Here is a 19,016-nt window from a genome sequence, read left to right as displayed (position 1 = left end):
CGCGCCGAAGCCGCATAGTTCAAACAAAAAGGGCCGGAGAAACTCCGGCCCTTTGATCTTTCCAAACGGGGATTTTACGCAGCTTCGCTTGGCTCGTTTTTCTTGCCAATACCCTTGATCCATTCGCGCATGCCCTGCAGCAGCACATAGAGGATCGGCACGATCACCACGCCAATCACCGTGGCCGCCAGCATCCCGCCAAAGACCGCCACACCGATGGCTTTCTGGCTGGCTGCCCCGGCCCCGCTCGCGGCAAGCAAAGGCACAACGCCCAGCAGGAACGACAACGCTGTCATCATCACCGCGCGGAAACGCTGGCTGGCCGCTTCAATCGCCGCCTCCCGAATGGTCATCCCTGCGGCCCGCCGCTCCATGGCGAACTCTACGATCAGAATGGCGTTTTTGGAGGCCATCCCAATCAGCATGATCATCCCGATCTGGGTGTAGAGGTTCACATCTCCACCAGAGACCGCCACCGCAGTCAAAGCCCCAAACAGGGCGACCGTGACCGAGAGCAGAATGCCCACCGGCATGGTCCAGCTCTCGTATTGAGCCACAAGGAAGAGATACCCAAACACCACCGCCATAATGAGGATCAGGATCACCAGACCACCAGACGATTGCTGCTGCTGCGCCGTGCCGGTCCATTCATAGGAATACCCTGGCGGCAGTGCCGTCTTGGCCTCTTCTTCCAGCACTCGGATCGCGTCGCCGGTCGACAGGCCTTCCTTTGGCACGCCTGTCACAGTTGCCGCCCGGAACATGTTGTAGCGGTTTAGCGCCACCGGTCCGAGCTCGTTTCTGACCGTGACCAGCGTGCCCATCGGCACCATGTCTCCGGTTTGGGAGCGCACATAAAGCGAATTGATGTCTTCGACCTGCGTGCGATAGTCGCCATCCGCCTGGATCATCACGCGGTAGACACGACCAAAGAGGTTGAAGTCATTCACATAAATCGACCCCATGTAGCCCTGCAATGTCATGAATACATCCGAGATCGCCACGTTCAGCGACTTGGCTTTTTCACGGTCCAGATCGACATAGACCTTGGGCACATTTGCGCGGAACGTTGAATAGCTCTGCGCCATTTCATCGCGTTGGTTGGCAGCATAAACCAGAGAGCCAACCGCAGAGGCCAGATCCTGCGCGGTGCCACCGCCGGTCTGCTGCACCTTCATCTCCACACCCGCGCTCAGGCCAAGACCTGAAATCGGCGGTGGGTTGAATGCGATCACGCTCGCGGCGATCTCCTGATTGGCAATGCCGTAGACCTTCTGCAAAATCCCGTCCGCACTCAGCTCGTCGGTCTGGCGATCATCCCAGGGCGCGAGGTTCAGAATGATCATCGCCCCATTGGAGCCAGAACCGGTCAGCAGGCTGAAGCCGTTCACCTGAACAGATCCAACAACGCCGGGGATTGCCATGAGCTTTTCATTGAGGCGAGAGGCCACATTCTCTGTACGTTCCAGAGACGCCGCATCCGGCAGCTGAACATCGACAAACAAGGTGCCGTTGTCTTCCAGCGGGATAAACCCGGCGGGCAGCGATTTCATCAATGTGCCCGAACTCAGGCCAAGCGCCACAAGGATCGCCACCGCGATCAGCGGGATACGTACGAGCCGCCGCACGATGCCGACATAGCCGTTGCGCGCGCCGTCCACACCGCTCTCAAAAACCTTCAGCAGTCCCTTGGGCCCTTCCGGATTGCGTGGCTTCAAGATCAGCGCACAAAGCGCTGGAGAGAGCGTCAACGCGTTGATTGACGAGATCACCACGGCCACGGAGATAGTGACAGCAAACTGCGTGTATAGGCGTCCGGTGATGCCGGGCATGAAGGTCACCGGCACAAACACCGCCAGCAACACCAGCGTCGTGGCAATCACCGGCCCGGTGATCTGCCCCATGGCTTTGCGGGTGGCTTCTGCCGCGGGCAGCCCCTCCTCTGCAATAAGGCGCTCGACGTTTTCAACCACCACAATGGCGTCGTCCACCACGATCCCGATTGCCAACACCAGCGCAAACAGCGAAATCGTGTTGAGCGACATGCCAAAGGCCAGAAGGAAGGCAAAAGCCCCAATCAGCGACACCGGGATGGCAATCGCAGGGATCATTGTGGCCCGCAGGTTGCCCAGGAAGATGAACACCACGGAGATCACAAGAATGAAGGTGAGGATCAGCGTGGAGACCACATCATTGAGGGATTGCTCCACAAACAGTGTACTGTCGTAGGGGATCTCATAGGTCACATCATCCGGGAAGGCGCGTGACAGGCGATCCATTTCGGAAATCACCTTCTCCGCCACTGCCAATGCGTTTTCACCCGGCGCCTGATAGACCGCCAAAACGGTTGCCGGGTTGCCGTCTGCACGGCCCGATGCATTGTAGTTGCTGGACCCAAGTTCCACTTCCGCCACATCTTTGATGCGCACGATGCTGCCAGCATCGCCGGTGCGCAGCACAATGTCCTCAAACTCCTTCACCGTGGTCAGGCGGCCTTTGGATTTGATGGTATATTGAAACTGCTGCCCGGATCTTATTGGCGGCGTGCCGATCTGACCGGCGGAGACCTCAAGGTTCTGCTCGCGAATGGCAGCCACCAGATCGGCAGGTGTCAGGCCAAGGCTGGCCATACGGTCCGGATCCATCCACATCCGCATCGCATATTCAAAGTTGGTCATCACATCCGCACGGCCAACACCTTTCACACGGGCCAGCGCGTCGCGAATGTTGATGGAGGCATAGTTGGACAGAAACACCTCGTCATAAGTGCCGTTGGGTGAGTTCAGCGTCACAATCAACAGCATGTTGGTGGAGGATTTCTGGGTCACGACGCCGCTGTCTGTCACCTCGGTCGGCAACTGCGATGTGGCCTGCGCCACGCGGTTTTGCACGTTCACAGAGGCAATGTCCGGATCGGTGCCCACCTCAAAGGTGATCGCCAGGTTGTAAGACCCGGTGTCGGTGCTGTCTGAGGACATGTAGATCATGTCATCCACACCGTTCACCTGCGCCTCAATCGGCGCGGCAACCGTGTTTTCAACGGTTTCGGAGTTTGCACCGGTGTAGTTGGCCGAGACATTCACCACCGGCGGCGTGATGTCGGGGAACTGTTCAACCGGCAGCGCGTTATACCCAATGGCCCCCATGATGGTGAGGACCAATGAGATCACAAACGCCATTTTGGGGCGCTTAATAAAGATCGTTGAAAACACGGCTTATTGCTCCTCTGTCGGCTGGCCCGCCAGAACCGCATCGACCTCGACACCGGGGCGCACGCGCTGCAGACCTTCGACAATCACGGTTTCGCCTTCACGCATCCCGTCTTCGACAACAACCGCAGCCTCGACCTGACGCCCCAGCGTGAGATAGCGCTGCTCAACCGTTTTCTGCTGGCCAACAACCAACACAAAATCACCGCGCTGATCACGCTGCACAGCGGCTTGCGGGATCATCAGAACTTTCGAAGGCTCCGCGCTGGCAATGCGCAGATTGAGGAAAGCCCCGTCAAGCAACAGCCCGCGCTGGTTCTCAAATTTTGCACGCAAAGTGATGGTGCCGGTGGTCGGGTCAATCCGGTTGTCGGCAAACACAATTCGGCCGACCTCGTCCAGCTCGTCACCCGTTGGCAGAATGGCAAACACATCCGGTGCCTTGCCCTCATCCGCCAGCTCAGCGACCTCAGCGTCGTGGCGCTCCATCACGCTGACCAGTTGCTTCTCTGTCAGGGAAAATTCCGCATAAATCGGCGCTGTGCGCACAATGTTGATCAATGGCACTGACCCCGAACCAACCAATTCGCCCACGCTGACGGCCACACGGCCAACACGGCCTTCAAACGGGGCGTGAACCTTGGTGTAATCCACATCCAGTTGCGCCTGCTCAATCGCGGCCTTTGCAATCGCTACCTGCGCTTTGGCCACCTCATTGTTGGCCAGCGCCACGTCACGATCTGCTTCCGTGCCCACATCACGCTCAAACAGCTCGGTTTTCCGGACAAGCTCAACCTCAGACAGGCGCAAATTCGCTTCAGCCTGCGCCAGATCCGCCTGACGCGCTGTCAGAGCCGCCTGATAGACCTCCGGTTCAATTTCAAACAAAAGGTCTCCAGCTGCGACCTCATCGCCGTCGCGCACATGGATCTTGTCGACAAAGCCGCTGACCCGCGCGACCAGATCCACCTTATCGACCGCTTCCCCTTTGCCGATGAAAATCGCCTGATCCGCCAACTCTTCGATATAGGCTGCCGCGACGGCCACTTTCGGAGCCGGGGCGTCCTGCGCAAATGTTGCAGAAGCAGCCAGAGTCATCGGCAAAGCCACGGATGCCGTGCGCAAAAACTGTAGAAAGGTCATGTGATATTCCCAAAATGATATTGCGAGCAGCGCTATTTACAGTTGCACGCTGATCGAAACAGAATTCGAACAATAGAAACACGCCCCTGCGCGAGGGGCAAGGTTTTCAAAAGGCTTCCGTTGAGTTCGGCAAAAAATAAGCGTGCAAAGGAGCTTGCACGCTTGCTTTCATCCGGGAACGGCCTGAGCGCCTATGTCAGTCCTGATCAAAGGCACTGGGCGGATCATCAAACAGCGCCCAACCATATTCGCCGTCACAATCCGGCAAATCCTCGGGTTTCAGGGATGCCTGAATATAGGCTTTCGCCACAAAATGCGCCGCCACCGGGGCTGTGATGAACAGGAAAAGCGTGATCAACAGCTCATGAAAGGACACCTGCCCCTTCACCAGAAGGAAGTAGAGCATCGAGGCGACGAGCACACCGCCCACCCCCAATGTCGTCGCCTTTGTGGGCGCATGCAGCCGCTGCATGCTGTCGCGCAGTTTGATCAGCCCGAAGCTGCCCACCAGACCAAAGAAGCCTGCCAGAACGAGGAAAAAGGAAACCAGAATTTCAGCCAACATCTCGCTCTCTCCTCACTCAATAATGTCGCCGCGCAGCACGAAGCGGCAGTAGGCCACGGTAGAAACAAAGCCAACCATTGCCACAAGCATCGCTGCCTCATAGTAGATCGCGGTTCCGCGCAGGATGCCGTAAAGGATCAGGACCGCGATCATGTTGATCACCATCGTATCCAGCGCGAGGATGCGATCCGCGGCTGACGGCCCCCGCGCGACGCGCCAGAGGCAAAGCAGCAGCCCCAGACCAAAGCAGGTAAAGGCGAAATAAAGCGCAGCTGTGATCATCGGAAAATCTCCTTCAGTCGGCGCTCATAGCGGTGTTTGATGTGGTCGCGCACCGCGTCTGGATCATCGGTGTGCAGACAATGCACCAGCAGGCTGCTGCTGTCCGCGCTCAACATCGCGGATACAGTGCCCGGGGTCATGGTGATCGTACCGGCCAGAACCGTGATCGCCTCTGGCGAAGTCATATCCAGCGGCACGCAGACCCAGCGCGAATGAATGTCTTTGTCGCGCTTGAACAAAATGATGAAGGCCACCTGAAAATTGGCCACCACAATGTCCCAAAGCACCACGGCGAAATAGGCTGTCACATGGAACGGTTTGCGGATGTCCGGACGTCCCGGCCAATAAGGCGCGGTGATGATCGGCACCACGACACCAAAGAAGCCGCCAAGGATCAAATTGCCCACGGTGACCTTGTTCACCAACATCAGCCAAACGATTGCCAGCGTCAGGCTGAAAAATGGGTGGGGGAGCAGTCTGCGCATCATTTCAGCACCTCCTCACTTGGCTGAAGCACCGCTTCGACATATCCGTTCACGTCATAAAGTTGGGATGCCGCGCCCTCCAGATAGGTTGCAACCCGTCCAGAGGTGGCCACCAGCAGCCCCATCATCAGAAGCATCACAAAGATCGAGGTGAGTTTCTGCGCATTGAGCGGAGACTGGTCGCTTCTCACCGCCATATGAAGGGCCACATCACCTTTCTTGGGTTGGCGCGCTTTCCAGAACAGCGTGCTGCCCGCGCGGGCAAAACCAACGATGGTCACCAGCGAGCCTGCCAAGATCGCGACCCAGGCCACCGTCATCCAAGGCGCCTCGCGCACCGCATCCAGAACCAGCAGTTTCCCGAAGAACCCGCTGAGCGGCGGCATGCCTGTCATCGCAATGGCGCCTGCAAAGAACAGGGCGGAAAACAGCCCGTGCCGCTCCGTGGCGAACTGCGGCGACAGCGCGTCATTGCCGCGCCGCCGGATCACCAGATCTGCCAACAAGAACAAGGCGGCTGCGGAAAACGTTGAATGCACCAGATAGTAAAGCGCAGCGGTGGTGGCCTCCGGGGTCATGCCTGCGATGGCAAAGGTCAGCGTCCCCATAGAGCCGATCACCGCAAAGGACAGCATCGGCATGAAGCGTTTGGCCGCCAGTGCGCCGATTGCCCCCACCGCCAGTGTCAGCGTCGCAGCGATCACCAGCAGGTTTGTGATCAGCTCTTGTGTGGCGGCCACATCAGGGCCGAACACCAGCGTGTACATGCGGATAATCGCATAGGCGCCCACTTTGGTCATGATCGCGAACAGCGCCGCCACGGGTGCAGGCGCGTTCGAATAGGTGCCCGGAAGCCAGAAGTGCACCGGAAACAGCGCCGCTTTGATGGCAAAAACCATGAGCAGCAGCACAGCGGCAACCCGCAGCAGAGCCGCTTCCTCGATTGGCATTTCACGCACCTTCACCGCAAGATCGGCGAGGTTCAGCGTGCCAGTCGCCGCATAAAGCGCGCCCAAAGCAAAGAGGAACAGCGTTGAGCCTGCAAGGTTCATCACCACATACTGCAGCCCCGCACGCAAACGCACGCGCCCGCCGCCGTGGATCATCAACCCATATGAGGCGATCAGCAGCACCTCAAAGAACACAAAGAGGTTGAAGGCATCCCCTGTCAGAAACGCGCCGCACACGCCCATGAGTTGGAACTGAAACAGCGCATGGAAATGCCGACCGCGCTGATCCCGGCCGGTCGCCATCATATGCCCCAACACACAGACCGCCAGAATGCTGGTCAGCAGAACCATCAGAGCGGACAGTTGATCGAGCACCAGCACAATGCCAAATGGCGCGGGCCAATCGCCAAGGTAGTAGACATGCGTGTCGCCGCCAGCGGCCAACACCGTCAACCCGATGGAAATCAGCAACAACGCCAGTGCACCGGCAGCGGAAAAACAGCGCGCCAGCACGATGTCATGCCGCATCACAAACGCAATGATCGGGGCCAGCAACGCAGGGAGGATGACCGGCGCAATAATCCAGTGGTTCATACGCCCAACCCTTTTAGTTCTTCCTCGTCAGACAGGTCCAATGCACTGGACTTGGCAGCGGCCTCCGCAGCCGCAGCTTCCACCTCAAACTCGGCATCCGGCGGAGCCTCCTCGTCGATCAGCGCCATCTCGTCGCTGTCGGCTTCCAGATAAGCTCCAAGGGCAATCATCACCAAAACCGCTGTCATGCCAAAGCTGATCACAATGGCTGTCAGCACCAGCGCCTGTGGCAGAGGATCGGTATAGGTTGCATCCCCGTATTTGTTGAGGATGGGCGGCGCGTTGGTTGCCAACCGACCTGTTGAGAACAGGAAGATATTCACCGCGTAAGACAGTAGCGAAATGCCAAGGATCACGGGAAAGGCCCGAAGGCGCAAAATCAAATAGATCCCGCCTGCGGTCAAAACACCAATGGTGCTGGCCACGATCATCTCCATGTCACTGCCCTCCCTTTGCGGAATCTTGGTCTGCTTTTTCGGCCACCCGTGCTGCGGATGGGTCGTGGTCCATCGGGTTGATGTTCACCGTCTCACCGGCAAAGCGCGCAATCCGCGACAGGCTGTAGAGCATCAGCATCACCGCGCCGAGCACGGCAAGGAACACCCCAAGGTCAAAGGCAATGGCGGTGGCCCATTCAAATTCCTCAATTGGTGGGAAATGCAGATAGCCGTATGCGCTTGTCAGGAAGGGTTTGCCCGCAAGCCACGCACCTGCGCCGGTCAAACCGGCAATCAGAACGCCCCAGCCAATCAATGTGTGGTATTCCGTGCGCTGCCGCATTTGCGCCCAGGCAAAGCCAGAGGCCATGTACTGCATCAAAAGCGCAATGGAGATCACAAGCCCGGCGATAAAGCCACCACCAGGCTGGTTGTGCCCGCGCAGGAAGATATAGATCCCGACCATCATCGCAATCGGGAGCATCGCCCGTGTGGCCACCACCATCATCAGCGGGTGACGATCCCGCGACCGGTCCGGTGCAAACACGCGGTCGCGCAGCTTTTTGGCGGCTGGTCCCCGCAGCAAGGAGTCCATCAGCGCGTAGATCGTCAAACCGGCGATCCCCAGCACGATGATCTCGCCATAGGTGTCATACCCCCGGAAATCCACAAGGATCACGTTCACCACATTGGTGCCGCCCCCGCCCTTATAGGAATTGGCCAGATGATAGGCCGAGATCGAGCTGAAATCGCGGGTCAGATAGACCATCGCCAGCGCGGCGACTGCAAGACCACCGGTAATCGCAATGGCACCGTCGCGCATTTTGCGCGCCGCGCTGCTTTCACGCGGGGTTTCCTTGGGCAGGAAGTAGAGTGCCAGCAACAAAAGAAGGATGGTCACCGTCTCCACCGAAATCTGCGTCAGCGCCAGATCAGGTGCGGAGAGATAGACGAAGCCGGACGAAATCGACAGACCGATGACCGAGATAAACACCAGCGCCCGGAAGCGGTTATGGTGTTGGGTGACCACCAGAAACGTCGCCACAACCAGGCCAATCCAGGCTACAAACACCAGAGGTGGCACAGGCAGCATGTCACGCGTCGGCGGCAGCATGCCCCCAGTGGCAAAGGCGTGGTACCCAAGTCCAATGGTCACCACGACCATGATCGCCAGATAGCGGCTCATGGCGCCATTGTGCATGCTGAAGACAACCGCTTGGGCAAACTGCACAGCGCCCGCCAACAGCCGGTCAAATATCACCTTCGCCTCAGGCCGTGGCATCGCGTTCCAGATCCGCTCCAACCCGCCATGCAGGTAGAGCAGGATAGCCCCAACCACAAAGGCAATGGCCGACATATAAAGCGCAGGTGTCACGCCGTGCCAGAGTTTCAGATGTGGATGGGTGTCATAGCCCGTGACCGCATTGGCCGCCACGGTTACCAAAGGCTCGGCAAGATGTGGCATCAGCCCCAGCGCCACCACCAGAACGGTCAGCAATGCTGGCGAGGCGTAAAGCCCGAAAGGCGGATCATGTGGTTTCGCAGGATAATCATCCCGTACCGGCCCGCCAAACACGTGAAAGACAAAGCGGAAGGAATAGGCCACCGACAGGCAAGCCCCGACCGTTGCCAGCACAGGCACAAGCCAAGGGTTCTCAAACCACTTCGTGTGTGCCGCTTCTTCCAGCATCATCTCTTTGGAGATGAAGCCATTCAGAGGGATCAGCCCTGCCATAGAGAGCGCAGTGATGGTGCCAATAACTGCGGTGATCGGCATCAGCTTTGCCAAGCCGCCCAAGCGCTTTATGTCGCGGGTATGAGCCTCATGGTCCACGATCCCCGCGGTCATAAACAATGCGGCTTTGAAGGTCAGATGGTTGATGATGTGAAACACGGCCGCAATCGCCGCAGCTTTGGTGCCAAAGCCCAAAAGCATGGTCAAAAGGCCAAGATGGCTCACGGTTGAAAACGCCAGAAGCGCCTTCAGATCATCTTTAAAAAGCGCAATCAGCGCGCCAAGCACCATGGTGATCAAACCCGTGGTCGCCACGATGTAAAACCAGGCCTCGGTTCCTGCCAGCGCAGGCCACATGCGCGCCATCAGGAACACACCGGCCTTGACCATCGTCGCACTGTGCAGATATGCCGAGACCGGCGTTGGCGCGGCCATCGCGTGCGGCAGCCAGAAGTGGAACGGGAACTGGGCTGATTTTGTAAACGCGCCGATCAGGATCAGGATCAGAGCGGGCAGATACCATTCGCTCGCTTTGATCGCATCCCCCTGCGCCAGAATGTCGGTGAGATTGAAGCTGCCCGCAATATTTCCAAGGATCAGCATGCCCCCAATCATCGCCAGCCCGCCTGCCCCGGTCACGGTGAGCGCCATGCGCGCGCCCTGACGGCCTTCAGGCAGATGTTTCCAATAGCCGATGAGCAAGAAGGAAGAGAGGCTTGTCAATTCCCAGAGCACCAGCAAAAGCAGGATGTTGTCAGACAAAACGATGCCCAGCATCGCGCCCTGAAACAACAGCAGATAGGTGTAAAACTGCCCCATCGGATCATCGCCGGACAGATAGAACCGCGCATAGAGCGTGATCAACAGCCCGACCCCGAGGATCATCATTGCAAACAGCAGGCCCAAGCCATCCAGAAAGAACGATGCCGACAGACCCAGCTGCGGCAGCCATTCAATGGAGGTGGTCACCACCTCGCCGCGCATCACAGCAGGCGCTTGGGTCAGAAGCAGAAGAAGCGCAAAGGCCGTGGGCACCGCGGCAAAACTGGCGCATGCATTGCGCCCGGCCCGGATCATCACCCCGGGCAGCAAAGCGCCCAGAAAAGGTAAAATGGCGATGATCGCCAGCACACTGCCGTCGTGCATTACTGCCCTCCCGTTCGTTAACAGACATTGATAATCATCCGAGCGTCACGAAACAATGGGAGCACATAAATAACCCGCTGAAAACCTGTTGATTTCTACTGGCGGGCAGACAGATGCAAAAAACCTGCTCAGAATTGCTTGGCACGTGACAACAAGGTGAGGTCTCCTGGGTTCCACTCCAAGGCGCGCTCCAGCGTTGATTTGGCGGCCTCGCGCCCCTGCAGCTCAGCGGTCAAACGCACCAAAGTCTGCCACGCCTGAACGTTCTGCGGATTGATCCGCACCGCTTCGGTCAATGCCCCGGCGGCAGACCGCATGTCCCCAGCGACCATAGCGTATCCGGCCATCTGCAGGTGCGCTTCAGCAAAATCCATCTGATTGCGGATCATGGCGCCAAAGGTTTGGAAAGCTTGGCGCATATGGCTCCGCAGGCTGTCTGGCAAACGATGTGCAGGTTGGCTCATGATGGCGCGTGCCGAAGCCACGCGCACCGCCTGCACCTCATCCTGCAAGCCTTGGATCAGGTACGGCGCCGCCGCCACCACCGCTCGGGATTTCAGCGCCTCAAGCGCCCCGATGCGCACTTGCGGATCATCATCCTCCATAAAGGCGGCAATGTCTTGCAGCTTCAGACTGGTGGCCCCAGGCCCCAAAAGCCAAAGCGCCGTTGCGCGCACCAGATCAGCCTGTGTCTCATCCTGCGCCAAGGCCAAAAGATCATCAGCCGCCGCGCGCGGATCGGCCCGACCGCTGGCCAGAATGTCACCGTAATGCGCCTCACGCCAGCGGCCTTCCGGGAACCACGCTTCGATCTGCGCCGCTGCCCACGCTGGTTCCTGATCTTCATGGCATCTTGTACAGACATCCGGCGTCCCGAGGCGGGCAGACACATCCGGGCGCGGTACACGGAAGTTATGATCACGCCGCCAGTCATTGCCCATATAAACCTGATCCATCATGTGGCAATTGACACATTGCGCGCCTGCGCTGCCTTCCGGATGACGGGTATGCTCTACTGTGTCATAGGCCGCCAAACGCAGACTCGGAAAATCCGGATTTCCTGCCTCGGAATGGCACTGCGTACACACCGCGTCTCCCTCAGCGATCACCTCTGCATCATGGGGCGCATGACAGTTTGCACAGGTCACGCCCTTTTGATGCATCTTGGACTGCAAGAAGGAGCCGTAGACGTAGACTTCATCCTGAATTTGGCCGTCTGCGTGATACAATCCGGGCCGCAACAGCGCGAGATTGTAAGCATCGGCAAAGGCTGTGCCTGGTAGTGGATTGCCATCACCAAAGGCTTCGCGCCGTGAATGGCACCCGGCGCATTGCTCCATCGCCTGCTCCGGCACCGACGTATCTGCGGTAAAGCCCCAATCCGTCAAAGCCACCGCGTAGTCCTGCGTCGGCTGGTTTGCCACAAGATCCAGATGCGCCTGTCCGGGGCCGTGACAGGCCTCACAGCCCACACCAATCTCAATTTGGGTGGACGCATAGCGTTTGCGCTGAAAATCGTAGTTCTTTTCAAATCCGGTGGCGTGGCATTCCGCGCAGCGTGCGTTCCAGTTCTTGTAAGCCCCGGACCAGTGATACGCGTCCTTCGGGGGCAAATCCTGATCCGGATACAGATGATACCACCGCTGTTCTTCAACATCCCAAACCACATCAAAACTCTGCAGCCGCCCGCGACCGGTCTCTAGGATCAGATGCTGCAATGGTTCCGTGCCGCCCACTGAATGCAGAGTATAGACGGTTTCCACCCCGTCTTTCTCAACCACAGTGACAACCCGCGCACCATCCTTGGTGTCAAACTGCGCGCGCATTCCGTCATGTTCAAACACTTCGCCCTGAAAGGCCCCGACCAACACCTCATCGCTCGGCATCCGCCAGGCTTGCGCATGGTGAGACTTGCGCCAGGCCTCAGCCTCATCCTCGTGACAGGAGACACAGCGCTGTGAGCCGACATAGGCTGGTGCATGCGCACCCTGCGCCGCAGCGCGGTCCCCCTGCTGCGCAAAGCTCGCTGAGCTCAAAACGAGGTAGGCCACACAGATGGCGGCCAAATAGGTGCACAAGGCGCTCGGCGCCCGGAGCGAATAGATCATAGAGTTCTCTTTACTTCCTGGCCGCAGACACCGGATTAAGTGCTGCCAAAGCTTGGTACTTTAAAGGACGTTGCCCATGCAACGCGCGTCTCAGTTGTTTCAGGTCTGTCTCCAAGGCGCGCCACTGCGGCCCCAGCTCAGCGGAGGCCTGCTGACCAAAAAACCCGCTGCCCACCCCCAAAAACGCCGTCTCCACCGAACCATCCAGCTCAATTGCGCCCGTACCCGCCCGCGCCCGCCAAATGTCAAAGGCCCGACGTGCAGCGCCAAGATCCCGGGCATGCACCGCGGTGAGCAACCACCTCCAAGCATAGGCTTCAGAGACCTGCCAGCGGGCAATAAACCCCGCGCGCTTTGCTGCAATCAAACCACGCGCAAACCATAGCACTGCGAGAGCCACTATGAAGAGGCCCGCCGCCACCAACACGCGCAGGTCAATGTTAGCGCGTGCATCTTCGCCAAGGACATTCACACTTCCTGCAGGCGCTTCTGCCTGCACGTTCACAGCTGGCACCGTTGCTTCCTCGATGGTGTTGGATGCTAAATTATACCACCGAATAGTGATCTCAGGCAGCATCCCATCGACCGCGTTCTCCGCGACATAGACAGTCTTTTCACTGCGCGTTCCGGAGAGGATGCCGCGATCCTCTTTGTCTTCTACCACGGGGTTCTCCGGATAAGCCCGCAGCCCGTCTGGTGCCTCTTGTGGCGTCATTGGCGGCACAAAGATCGGAGACACGCCCTTGATTTTGGCCGTCAGAACACGGCTAAAGCTCGCCCCAGCGTCGAGGCCTTCGGTTTCCCCGTCAATGGTTTGGGTGAGGCTCAGCTCCTGTGCCGCAATAAACGGATCAAGCCCTTCGGCCCCTTCAGGCAAAATGCCTACGACCGAGATTTCCGGCACAGGCAGCACTTCTTGCAAAAGCTCGCCGCCAGTCGCATCCCGGTAAGTCACCTGCACCGAGCCCGGCGCAATCTGAAAACTGCCCAGCACCATAGGTGTGATCTGATAGCGCCGCGAAATGCCAGACCAGGTCTCTCCGTTCACCGTTTTGCTGGTGGGAGAGCTCGCTTTCTCCGGCAGCCGCACCATCAGGTTCGGACTTTCCAGATCCGGCCAGACAGGCGGCTCGGGCATGAAAGTCGGCACTAGAACCGTAAGTCTGAGGGTCAGCGGTTGTCCGGGGATCGCTTCTGTTTCTTCAAACACCACATCGAGCTGGGGTTTGTCCTGCGTCAGCCCCGCCCCTGCCAAAGCCACCCAAATCCCAATTACGCATCCCCAAAACCGCACTGTTTCTAGTCTCCAGTTCGTTGTGCGGCTTCGAGGCGAAACCGCTGTCGTAGAAAGTCCTCGGTGCGCGTGTCCACCGTGCGCATCCATTGTTCGGCTGACAGATGCCCGCCTGCGGCCTCTTCTTCTGGGGCCTCAATCTGGGTCTCCGCGCCCTGTCCGTTTTCGTTGTCAAAGACCACATCATCTGCGCCGATGCCGGACTCCTCGCCAGTGTCCGATTGTGCCTGTGCGGTTTCCACATAGGCCACGATGTCCTTGGCGATCGGCAAATTCTGCTGCGCGCCCGCGTGGTCCGGATCAATCTGCAAAGCCCGCTCAAAGGCGCGCACGCCATCGCGATATCCCCGCGACTTAAGCCGCGCCATGCCTTCTATGAAAGCGGCATCCGCCGTCTCAATCCGGGCCATCTCCTGCGCAGCGGTTTCATATTGTCCGCCGCGATAGAGTGCCACTCCGCGCATGTAGGGATCTGCAAAACGCGCTGCAGCGGTCTCATAGTCTTTCCGCTGATACGCGAGCCAGCCCTGCTGATCCGCTGTTAAGAACCAATCACGCCAGCCTTCTGCCTGCACCTCTGTGGGCATAACAAACCACAAGACCAGCGCCATCTGTGCCGCCCAGCGCACGGCCATTCCCCGCCGGAACCAGACCAGAAGCAACAGCGCTGCGGGCCAGGCGAGCCAAGGTCCGCGATCTTCCCAAGGCTGCGCAGTATTGCTCAGCTGCGCGCGCTGGTAGGCAGACGCCAGAGAGCGCTCAATCGCCGCCACATCGCTCCCGTCCGCAGTCACTCCTTGGGCAAAACTGCCGTCCGGCCCGACCGGCAAACTGCTTCCATCTGGGAGCAGATAGAGAAAACTCATCGACGCCACCGTTGCGCCCACAGCCGCGTCCGCCTGCTCTCGCGCACCACCCGCGCGCCATGCCTCCTCAAGGCCGGAGGCATCCGCTGCGGACAGATCATCCAGCAAGAACACAACCCCGCCAGCCGCAGCCTCCCGCGCCAAAAGCTGCTGCGCCACGTCAAAGCCCGCCAGCACATCCTGCCCTTCAATTGGCATCACATCAGGCCGCAGACCTTCGAGATAGGGCTGCATCACACCCGGATCTTCGCTCATGGGCACCACCACATGGGCGCTGCCACCAAAGGCCACCAAAGCCGTGCGCGCACCGGCCCGCAGCTCCAGCAAATCCCGCGCCTTCTGTTTCGCGCGCTCAAGCCGGTCAGGTGCCACATCCGTCGCTTCCATTGACGGTGACACCTGCAAAGCAATCACCAACGGTGCGGTCTGCGCGGCAAACGGCGCCGGAGCGCGTGTCCAGCTTGGCCCGGCGGTCGCCGCGATCAACAGCAGCATCACCAGTGCAATCACATCAATGGGCTGCACTCCTCGGCGCGTTGTGCCGGGCACAGTCAGCGCTTGCGCCAAATGGGGCGCTATCCAGCCCGCATCACTTACGTTTGCCCCTTGCCTGCGCCGCATCTGCCACCAGATCCACAAGACAGGCACAGCCGCCACAAACACCCAGCCGCGCAGAAAATGAAACGCCTCAAGATAGACCCAGAACACCGATCCGCTCATGCCGCATCCTTTCGCGGCATCCGCATCGCTGCCGACATCAACAGCGCCAGTCCCACGCAAACCGCTGCCAGCAACAGGTAATGCGCCAGAGGCTCCTTTTGCCGCCAGCTGATGCTGTCTTCTTCACGGGGGGTGAGCCCGTCAATTTCCGCATAAATCTGATCAAGCGCTTCTCTATCCGAAGCAAAAAACGCCTGTCCGCCAGTGCGCTCAGCCAGATCGGAGAGCTGGCCCATATCAAGTTGATCCTCGCCGCTGGCGTCGGGGTCCCCAACACCGATGGCGAACATGCGCACGCCATTCTCCTTGGCGATCTCGGCTGCGTTGATCGGGCTCATCCGGCTTGCGGTGTCGTTCCCGTCAGACAGGAAAATAAGCAGGCGTTCCTCTATCTCGCTTGCCTCAAAGGTGCGTATCGCCAGCCCGATGGCATCGCCTAGCGCCGTGTGAGGCCCTGCCATCCCCACCTCAGTTTGCGCCAGCATCGCCGAAACAGTCGCCAAATCCTCAGTCAGGGGTGCCTGCACATAGGCGCGCGAGCCAAATACGATCAACGCCACGCGGTCGCCCTCACGCCCTTCCAGAAACGCGCCAACCACATCTTGCACTGCAGCAAACCTTTGCTGCGCCGCACCGTCTTCTCCGGGGAAATCAACCGTGTCCATGGAACCGGAGATATCAATGGCCAGGATCACATCGCGCGTGGCTTTGGTGATTTCCTGCGGCGGGCCAAGCCGCATCGGCCCGCTCAACGCCCCTACAACGAGGATCCACATCACAAAGCCCGCAACCAAGGCCCAACGCTTATGGGCCACAACCATGGCCCCGTCACGCAGAGACACACCTGCCGCCCGCGCCAAAGCCTCAAAGAATGGCAACCGCACAGCAGACTCCCGCTGATGATACGGCGCAGCCAGCCAACGCACCAGAAGCGGCAATGGCCAAAGCAGAAGGGCAAATGGATGGGTCAGCTCAAACATCATCCCCTCCCAACGCCTCTGCTGTGGGGTGGTTCCGTATCCAGTGCCGCGCCAAGGCCTGCAGATCAGGGCCTGCGGCCACCGGCCCGGGACGATATGCGGCAGCTGCCAAACTACGCCCGGCCCCTTCGGTAAACCCGCTTTCAACAGCGCCCCCGGTTTTGTCCAGAAAGCGCAGCCAATCATCCCCGCTCAGAGCCGCTACAGATGTGCGCCCATAGGCGGTCAGTGCAGCACGTTTCAAAATCGTTGAGATCGCTGCCGCGTCAGTCGCCGCCGCGTCCAAAGCTACGAGCGCCTCACGGCGGTAGGCATTGGCCTGATAGCGCCGCCAAATCCGCCAGACCCAGCCCAGCAAGGCAAGTCCCAATGCGCCAGCCAGCACGGCCCAACCGACCGTTTGCGGGATCATCGAAACCGGGACGGGCTCAGGCACCTCCGCCAACTGGTTGATCAATCCCACAAGGCCGTCCGCCTGCACCGGCGTATTGGCCTCCGCGTTCTCGCTCATGGCCGCGCGCCTCCCATGAGGGAAACGATCTGCGGCAGGGTTTCATGTTCCGTTGTCACCGGCAGCACAGAAAGCTTCATCTTGCGCTGCCAACTTTCCACAAGCTCCGTCCGGTCCGCCGCCACAGATAGGACACCGGCGCGCACATCCGCAGCCGCCATATCCAATCGCGCCTGCTGCTGCCCGTCTGTGCCGGTCACGGCGCCCTGCTCGGGCAGCTTCTCGGCGGTCGGGTCTGTCACCAGCGCCAGAACAACATCATTGTGCTGTGCAATTGCACCAAGATGACGCTCGGTCTCTGCGTCCGCCGCATCAAAATCGCTGATCACAATCACCAGATGATCGCGTGTTGCAAGCTTTGCGGCGGCCCGCAGAACAGCGTTCATGGCCATGGGCTGCACTTTGGCTGCATCCGCGCGCAAACGCTGGTTGGCATGTGTAAGCACGCTCAGAAACCGGGTGAGCGCCGGCGCACCCCGCCCCGGGCGCAGCTCTTCAACACATTGGTCGCCAAACACAATGCCGCCCAGCCGGTCTCCTTGCGAGATAACGCGATGGGCCACAATCGCCGCGGTCTCCGCCGCGGTGACGGATTTGGTGTTCCGCACCGTGCCAAAAAACATCGACATGCGCTGATCGACCACAATCAGTGTCGGACGGTCGCGCTCCTCGTTGTAAACCCGCACATAGGGTGCGCCAGCCCGCGCTGTGACCTTCCAGTCGATGGCGCGCACATCATCGCCGGGCAGGTAGTTGCGCAATTCCTCAAAATCGAGCCCCCTTCCCCGGATGCGTGCCCGATGCCGCCCTTGCAGGGCTGAACGCGCAGGCTGTCTGGGCAGGAAAGAAATTGCCCGTGCAGCTGCGCGAAAACCCTGCAAATGTGGCAAAGTCACATGCACCCGCAAATCCCAGCTGTCGGTTGATGGTGCCGCGGCAGGCGCAAGCCCCATGCGTGATATGCTGGCGCGGCGGTTCATTGGCGGTGCGCCCCCGTCATGGCAAAGCCACCACAGACAGCACCCTTGCACTCACCTGATCGGCGGAAACTCCGTTGCCCTGCGCCTCATAGCTCAGCGTCAAACGGTGGCGCAGCACATCCGGGGCAATCGCACGCACATCTTCGGGGTCAACATAGTCCCGACCTGCGAGCCAGGCATGCACCCGCGCGCAACGGTCCAGCGCCAGCGAGGCCCGTGGGCTCGCGCCGATGTCGATCCACTTCGCAAGGTCGCCATCAAAATCTGCAGGCGTCCGTGTGGCCTGCACGATGGTCGCCATATAGGTTTCCATGGCCTCGGCACAGTGCAGCGTCGCAATCTCGCGGCGTGCGGCAAAGACCACCTCTTGCGACATGGGGTCCACCAAATTTGCGGTCTTCTCTGCCTGAGCTTCAGCCAATGCGGCCTGCTCTTCAGCTCGCACAAGGCGGATCACCTGCACCTCATCCTCCAGCGGAGGGTAATCAATGCGCACATGCATCAGGAAACGGTCCATCTGCGCTTCTGGCAGCGGGTATGTCCCCTCCTGCTCCACAGGGTTCTGGGTCGCCAGAACCATGAACAGCGGTGCCATCTTGTGGGTTGTGCCTGCAACGGTCACCTGCCGCTCTTCCATGGCTTCCAAGAGCGCAGCCTGCACCTTTGCCGGGGCACGGTTGATCTCATCCGCCAGCACCAGATTGGCAAAAATTGGCCCGGGTTGGAATTTGAAATGCCCACCGCCTTCGCTTTGGAAATACATCTCTGTGCCGGTCACATCCGCAGGCAACAGGTCTGGCGTGAACTGGATACGCGCGTAGTCGCATTCCAAATTCTTCGCCAACGCCTTGACCGCGCGCGTTTTTGCGAGCCCCGGCAGGCCTTCCAGCAACAGGTTGCCGTTAGCCAGAAGGCCAATCAACAAACGGTCAATCACATCACGCTGCCCGATGATGCTCTCACCCATCTGGGCCGCAAGGCGCTCAATCTGCTCTCTTGGGGTCATGGGTT

At 59.5% G+C, this 19,016-nt stretch carries 14 protein-coding genes and 1 pseudogene; all 15 read right to left on the bottom strand.

Features of this window, described 5'->3' with window-relative positions; translation table 11 throughout:
- Window positions 1–74 precede the first annotated feature (74 nt).
- Window positions 75–3,212: a multidrug efflux RND transporter permease subunit gene (locus J7412_RS06280; RefSeq protein WP_209077890.1), complete on the bottom strand. Its 3,138-nt coding sequence runs from the start codon at window positions 3,210–3,212 to the stop codon at window positions 75–77.
- A 3-nt stretch (window positions 3,213–3,215) separates the two neighbouring features.
- Window positions 3,216–4,352 carry an efflux RND transporter periplasmic adaptor subunit gene (locus J7412_RS06275; protein WP_209077889.1) on the bottom strand — a complete coding sequence of 379 codons (1,137 nt, stop codon included), beginning with the start codon at window positions 4,350–4,352 and terminating at the stop codon, window positions 3,216–3,218.
- A 196-nt stretch (window positions 4,353–4,548) separates the two neighbouring features.
- On the bottom strand, window positions 4,549–4,917 hold the full coding sequence (locus J7412_RS06270) for a Na+/H+ antiporter subunit G (RefSeq protein ID WP_209061170.1): 369 nt from the start codon (window positions 4,915–4,917) through the stop codon (window positions 4,549–4,551).
- 12 nt (window positions 4,918–4,929) lie between these two features.
- Window positions 4,930–5,199, bottom strand: coding sequence for a K+/H+ antiporter subunit F (locus J7412_RS06265; protein WP_209061172.1), 270 nt, complete (start codon window positions 5,197–5,199; stop codon window positions 4,930–4,932).
- Window positions 5,196–5,687 (bottom strand): Na+/H+ antiporter subunit E, encoded by a 492-nt coding sequence (locus tag J7412_RS06260; RefSeq protein WP_209077888.1) that lies wholly within the window; start codon window positions 5,685–5,687, stop codon window positions 5,196–5,198. Before J7412_RS06260 ends, J7412_RS06265 begins: the two co-directional genes overlap by 4 nt.
- A complete protein-coding gene (locus J7412_RS06255; protein ID WP_209077887.1) occupies window positions 5,684–7,228 on the bottom strand; it encodes a monovalent cation/H+ antiporter subunit D in 1,545 nt (514 codons plus the stop codon). Before J7412_RS06255 ends, J7412_RS06260 begins: the two co-directional genes overlap by 4 nt.
- Window positions 7,229–7,353: 125 nt before the next feature.
- A pseudogene (locus J7412_RS06250) lies at window positions 7,354–7,665 on the bottom strand (Na+/H+ antiporter subunit C); the annotation flags it as partial.
- Window position 7,666: 1 nt separating this feature from the next.
- Window positions 7,667–10,546, bottom strand: coding sequence for a monovalent cation/H+ antiporter subunit A (locus J7412_RS06245; RefSeq protein WP_209077886.1), 2,880 nt, complete (start codon window positions 10,544–10,546; stop codon window positions 7,667–7,669).
- Window positions 10,547–10,674: 128 nt separating this feature from the next.
- Window positions 10,675–12,654, bottom strand: a complete 1,980-nt coding sequence (locus J7412_RS06240) for a multiheme c-type cytochrome (protein WP_209077885.1) — start codon at window positions 12,652–12,654, stop codon at window positions 10,675–10,677.
- Window positions 12,655–12,664: 10 nt separating this feature from the next.
- Entirely contained in the window at window positions 12,665–13,948 is a 1,284-nt protein-coding gene (locus J7412_RS06235) for a BatD family protein (protein ID WP_209077884.1), read from the bottom strand.
- A gap of 5 nt (window positions 13,949–13,953) precedes the next feature.
- Entirely contained in the window at window positions 13,954–15,534 is a 1,581-nt protein-coding gene (locus J7412_RS06230) for a VWA domain-containing protein (protein ID WP_209077883.1), read from the bottom strand.
- A complete protein-coding gene (locus tag J7412_RS06225) occupies window positions 15,531–16,514 on the bottom strand; it encodes a VWA domain-containing protein (RefSeq protein ID WP_209077882.1) in 984 nt (327 codons plus the stop codon). Before J7412_RS06225 ends, J7412_RS06230 begins: the two co-directional genes overlap by 4 nt.
- The gene (locus tag J7412_RS06220) at window positions 16,507–17,025 is read right to left on the bottom strand and encodes a DUF4381 domain-containing protein (protein ID WP_209077881.1); all 519 of its coding nucleotides are present in this window, start codon (window positions 17,023–17,025) and stop codon (window positions 16,507–16,509) included. The genes J7412_RS06225 and J7412_RS06220 overlap by 8 nt, the downstream gene beginning before the upstream one ends.
- The gene (locus tag J7412_RS06215; protein ID WP_209077880.1) at window positions 17,022–18,005 is read right to left on the bottom strand and encodes a DUF58 domain-containing protein; all 984 of its coding nucleotides are present in this window, start codon (window positions 18,003–18,005) and stop codon (window positions 17,022–17,024) included. Before J7412_RS06215 ends, J7412_RS06220 begins: the two co-directional genes overlap by 4 nt.
- A 16-nt stretch (window positions 18,006–18,021) precedes the next feature.
- Window positions 18,022–19,011 (bottom strand): MoxR family ATPase, encoded by a 990-nt coding sequence (locus J7412_RS06210; protein WP_209077879.1) that lies wholly within the window; start codon window positions 19,009–19,011, stop codon window positions 18,022–18,024.
- Between the last annotated feature and the right edge of the window lie 5 nt (window positions 19,012–19,016).

Origin of the sequence: Shimia sp. R9_3, assembly GCF_017743755.1 — a bacterium.
GTDB lineage: Bacteria > Pseudomonadota > Alphaproteobacteria > Rhodobacterales > Rhodobacteraceae > Shimia.
This window is presented reverse-complemented; position numbering and strand designations above follow the sequence as displayed.

What these genes read in the sequence shown, in the direction of transcription:
- J7412_RS06275 (WP_209077889.1), bottom strand. Translation starts at nt 4,352, where the DNA reads ATGACCTTTCTACAGTTTTTGCGCACGGCATCCGTGGCTTTGCCGATG.
- J7412_RS06270 (WP_209061170.1), bottom strand. Translation starts at nt 4,917, where the DNA reads ATGTTGGCTGAAATTCTGGTTTCCTTTTTCCTCGTTCTGGCAGGCTTC.
- J7412_RS06265 (WP_209061172.1), bottom strand. Translation starts at nt 5,199, where the DNA reads ATGATCACAGCTGCGCTTTATTTCGCCTTTACCTGCTTTGGTCTGGGG.
- J7412_RS06260 (WP_209077888.1), bottom strand. Translation starts at nt 5,687, where the DNA reads ATGATGCGCAGACTGCTCCCCCACCCATTTTTCAGCCTGACGCTGGCA.
- J7412_RS06255 (WP_209077887.1), bottom strand. Translation starts at nt 7,228, where the DNA reads ATGAACCACTGGATTATTGCGCCGGTCATCCTCCCTGCGTTGCTGGCC.
- J7412_RS06245 (WP_209077886.1), bottom strand. Translation starts at nt 10,546, where the DNA reads ATGCACGACGGCAGTGTGCTGGCGATCATCGCCATTTTACCTTTTCTG.
- J7412_RS06240 (WP_209077885.1), bottom strand. Translation starts at nt 12,654, where the DNA reads ATGATCTATTCGCTCCGGGCGCCGAGCGCCTTGTGCACCTATTTGGCC.
- J7412_RS06230 (WP_209077883.1), bottom strand. Translation starts at nt 15,534, where the DNA reads ATGAGCGGATCGGTGTTCTGGGTCTATCTTGAGGCGTTTCATTTTCTG.
- J7412_RS06225 (WP_209077882.1), bottom strand. Translation starts at nt 16,514, where the DNA reads ATGTTTGAGCTGACCCATCCATTTGCCCTTCTGCTTTGGCCATTGCCG.
- J7412_RS06220 (WP_209077881.1), bottom strand. Translation starts at nt 17,025, where the DNA reads ATGAGCGAGAACGCGGAGGCCAATACGCCGGTGCAGGCGGACGGCCTT.
- J7412_RS06215 (WP_209077880.1), bottom strand. Translation starts at nt 18,005, where the DNA reads ATGAACCGCCGCGCCAGCATATCACGCATGGGGCTTGCGCCTGCCGCG.
- J7412_RS06210 (WP_209077879.1), bottom strand. Translation starts at nt 19,011, where the DNA reads ATGACCCCAAGAGAGCAGATTGAGCGCCTTGCGGCCCAGATGGGTGAG.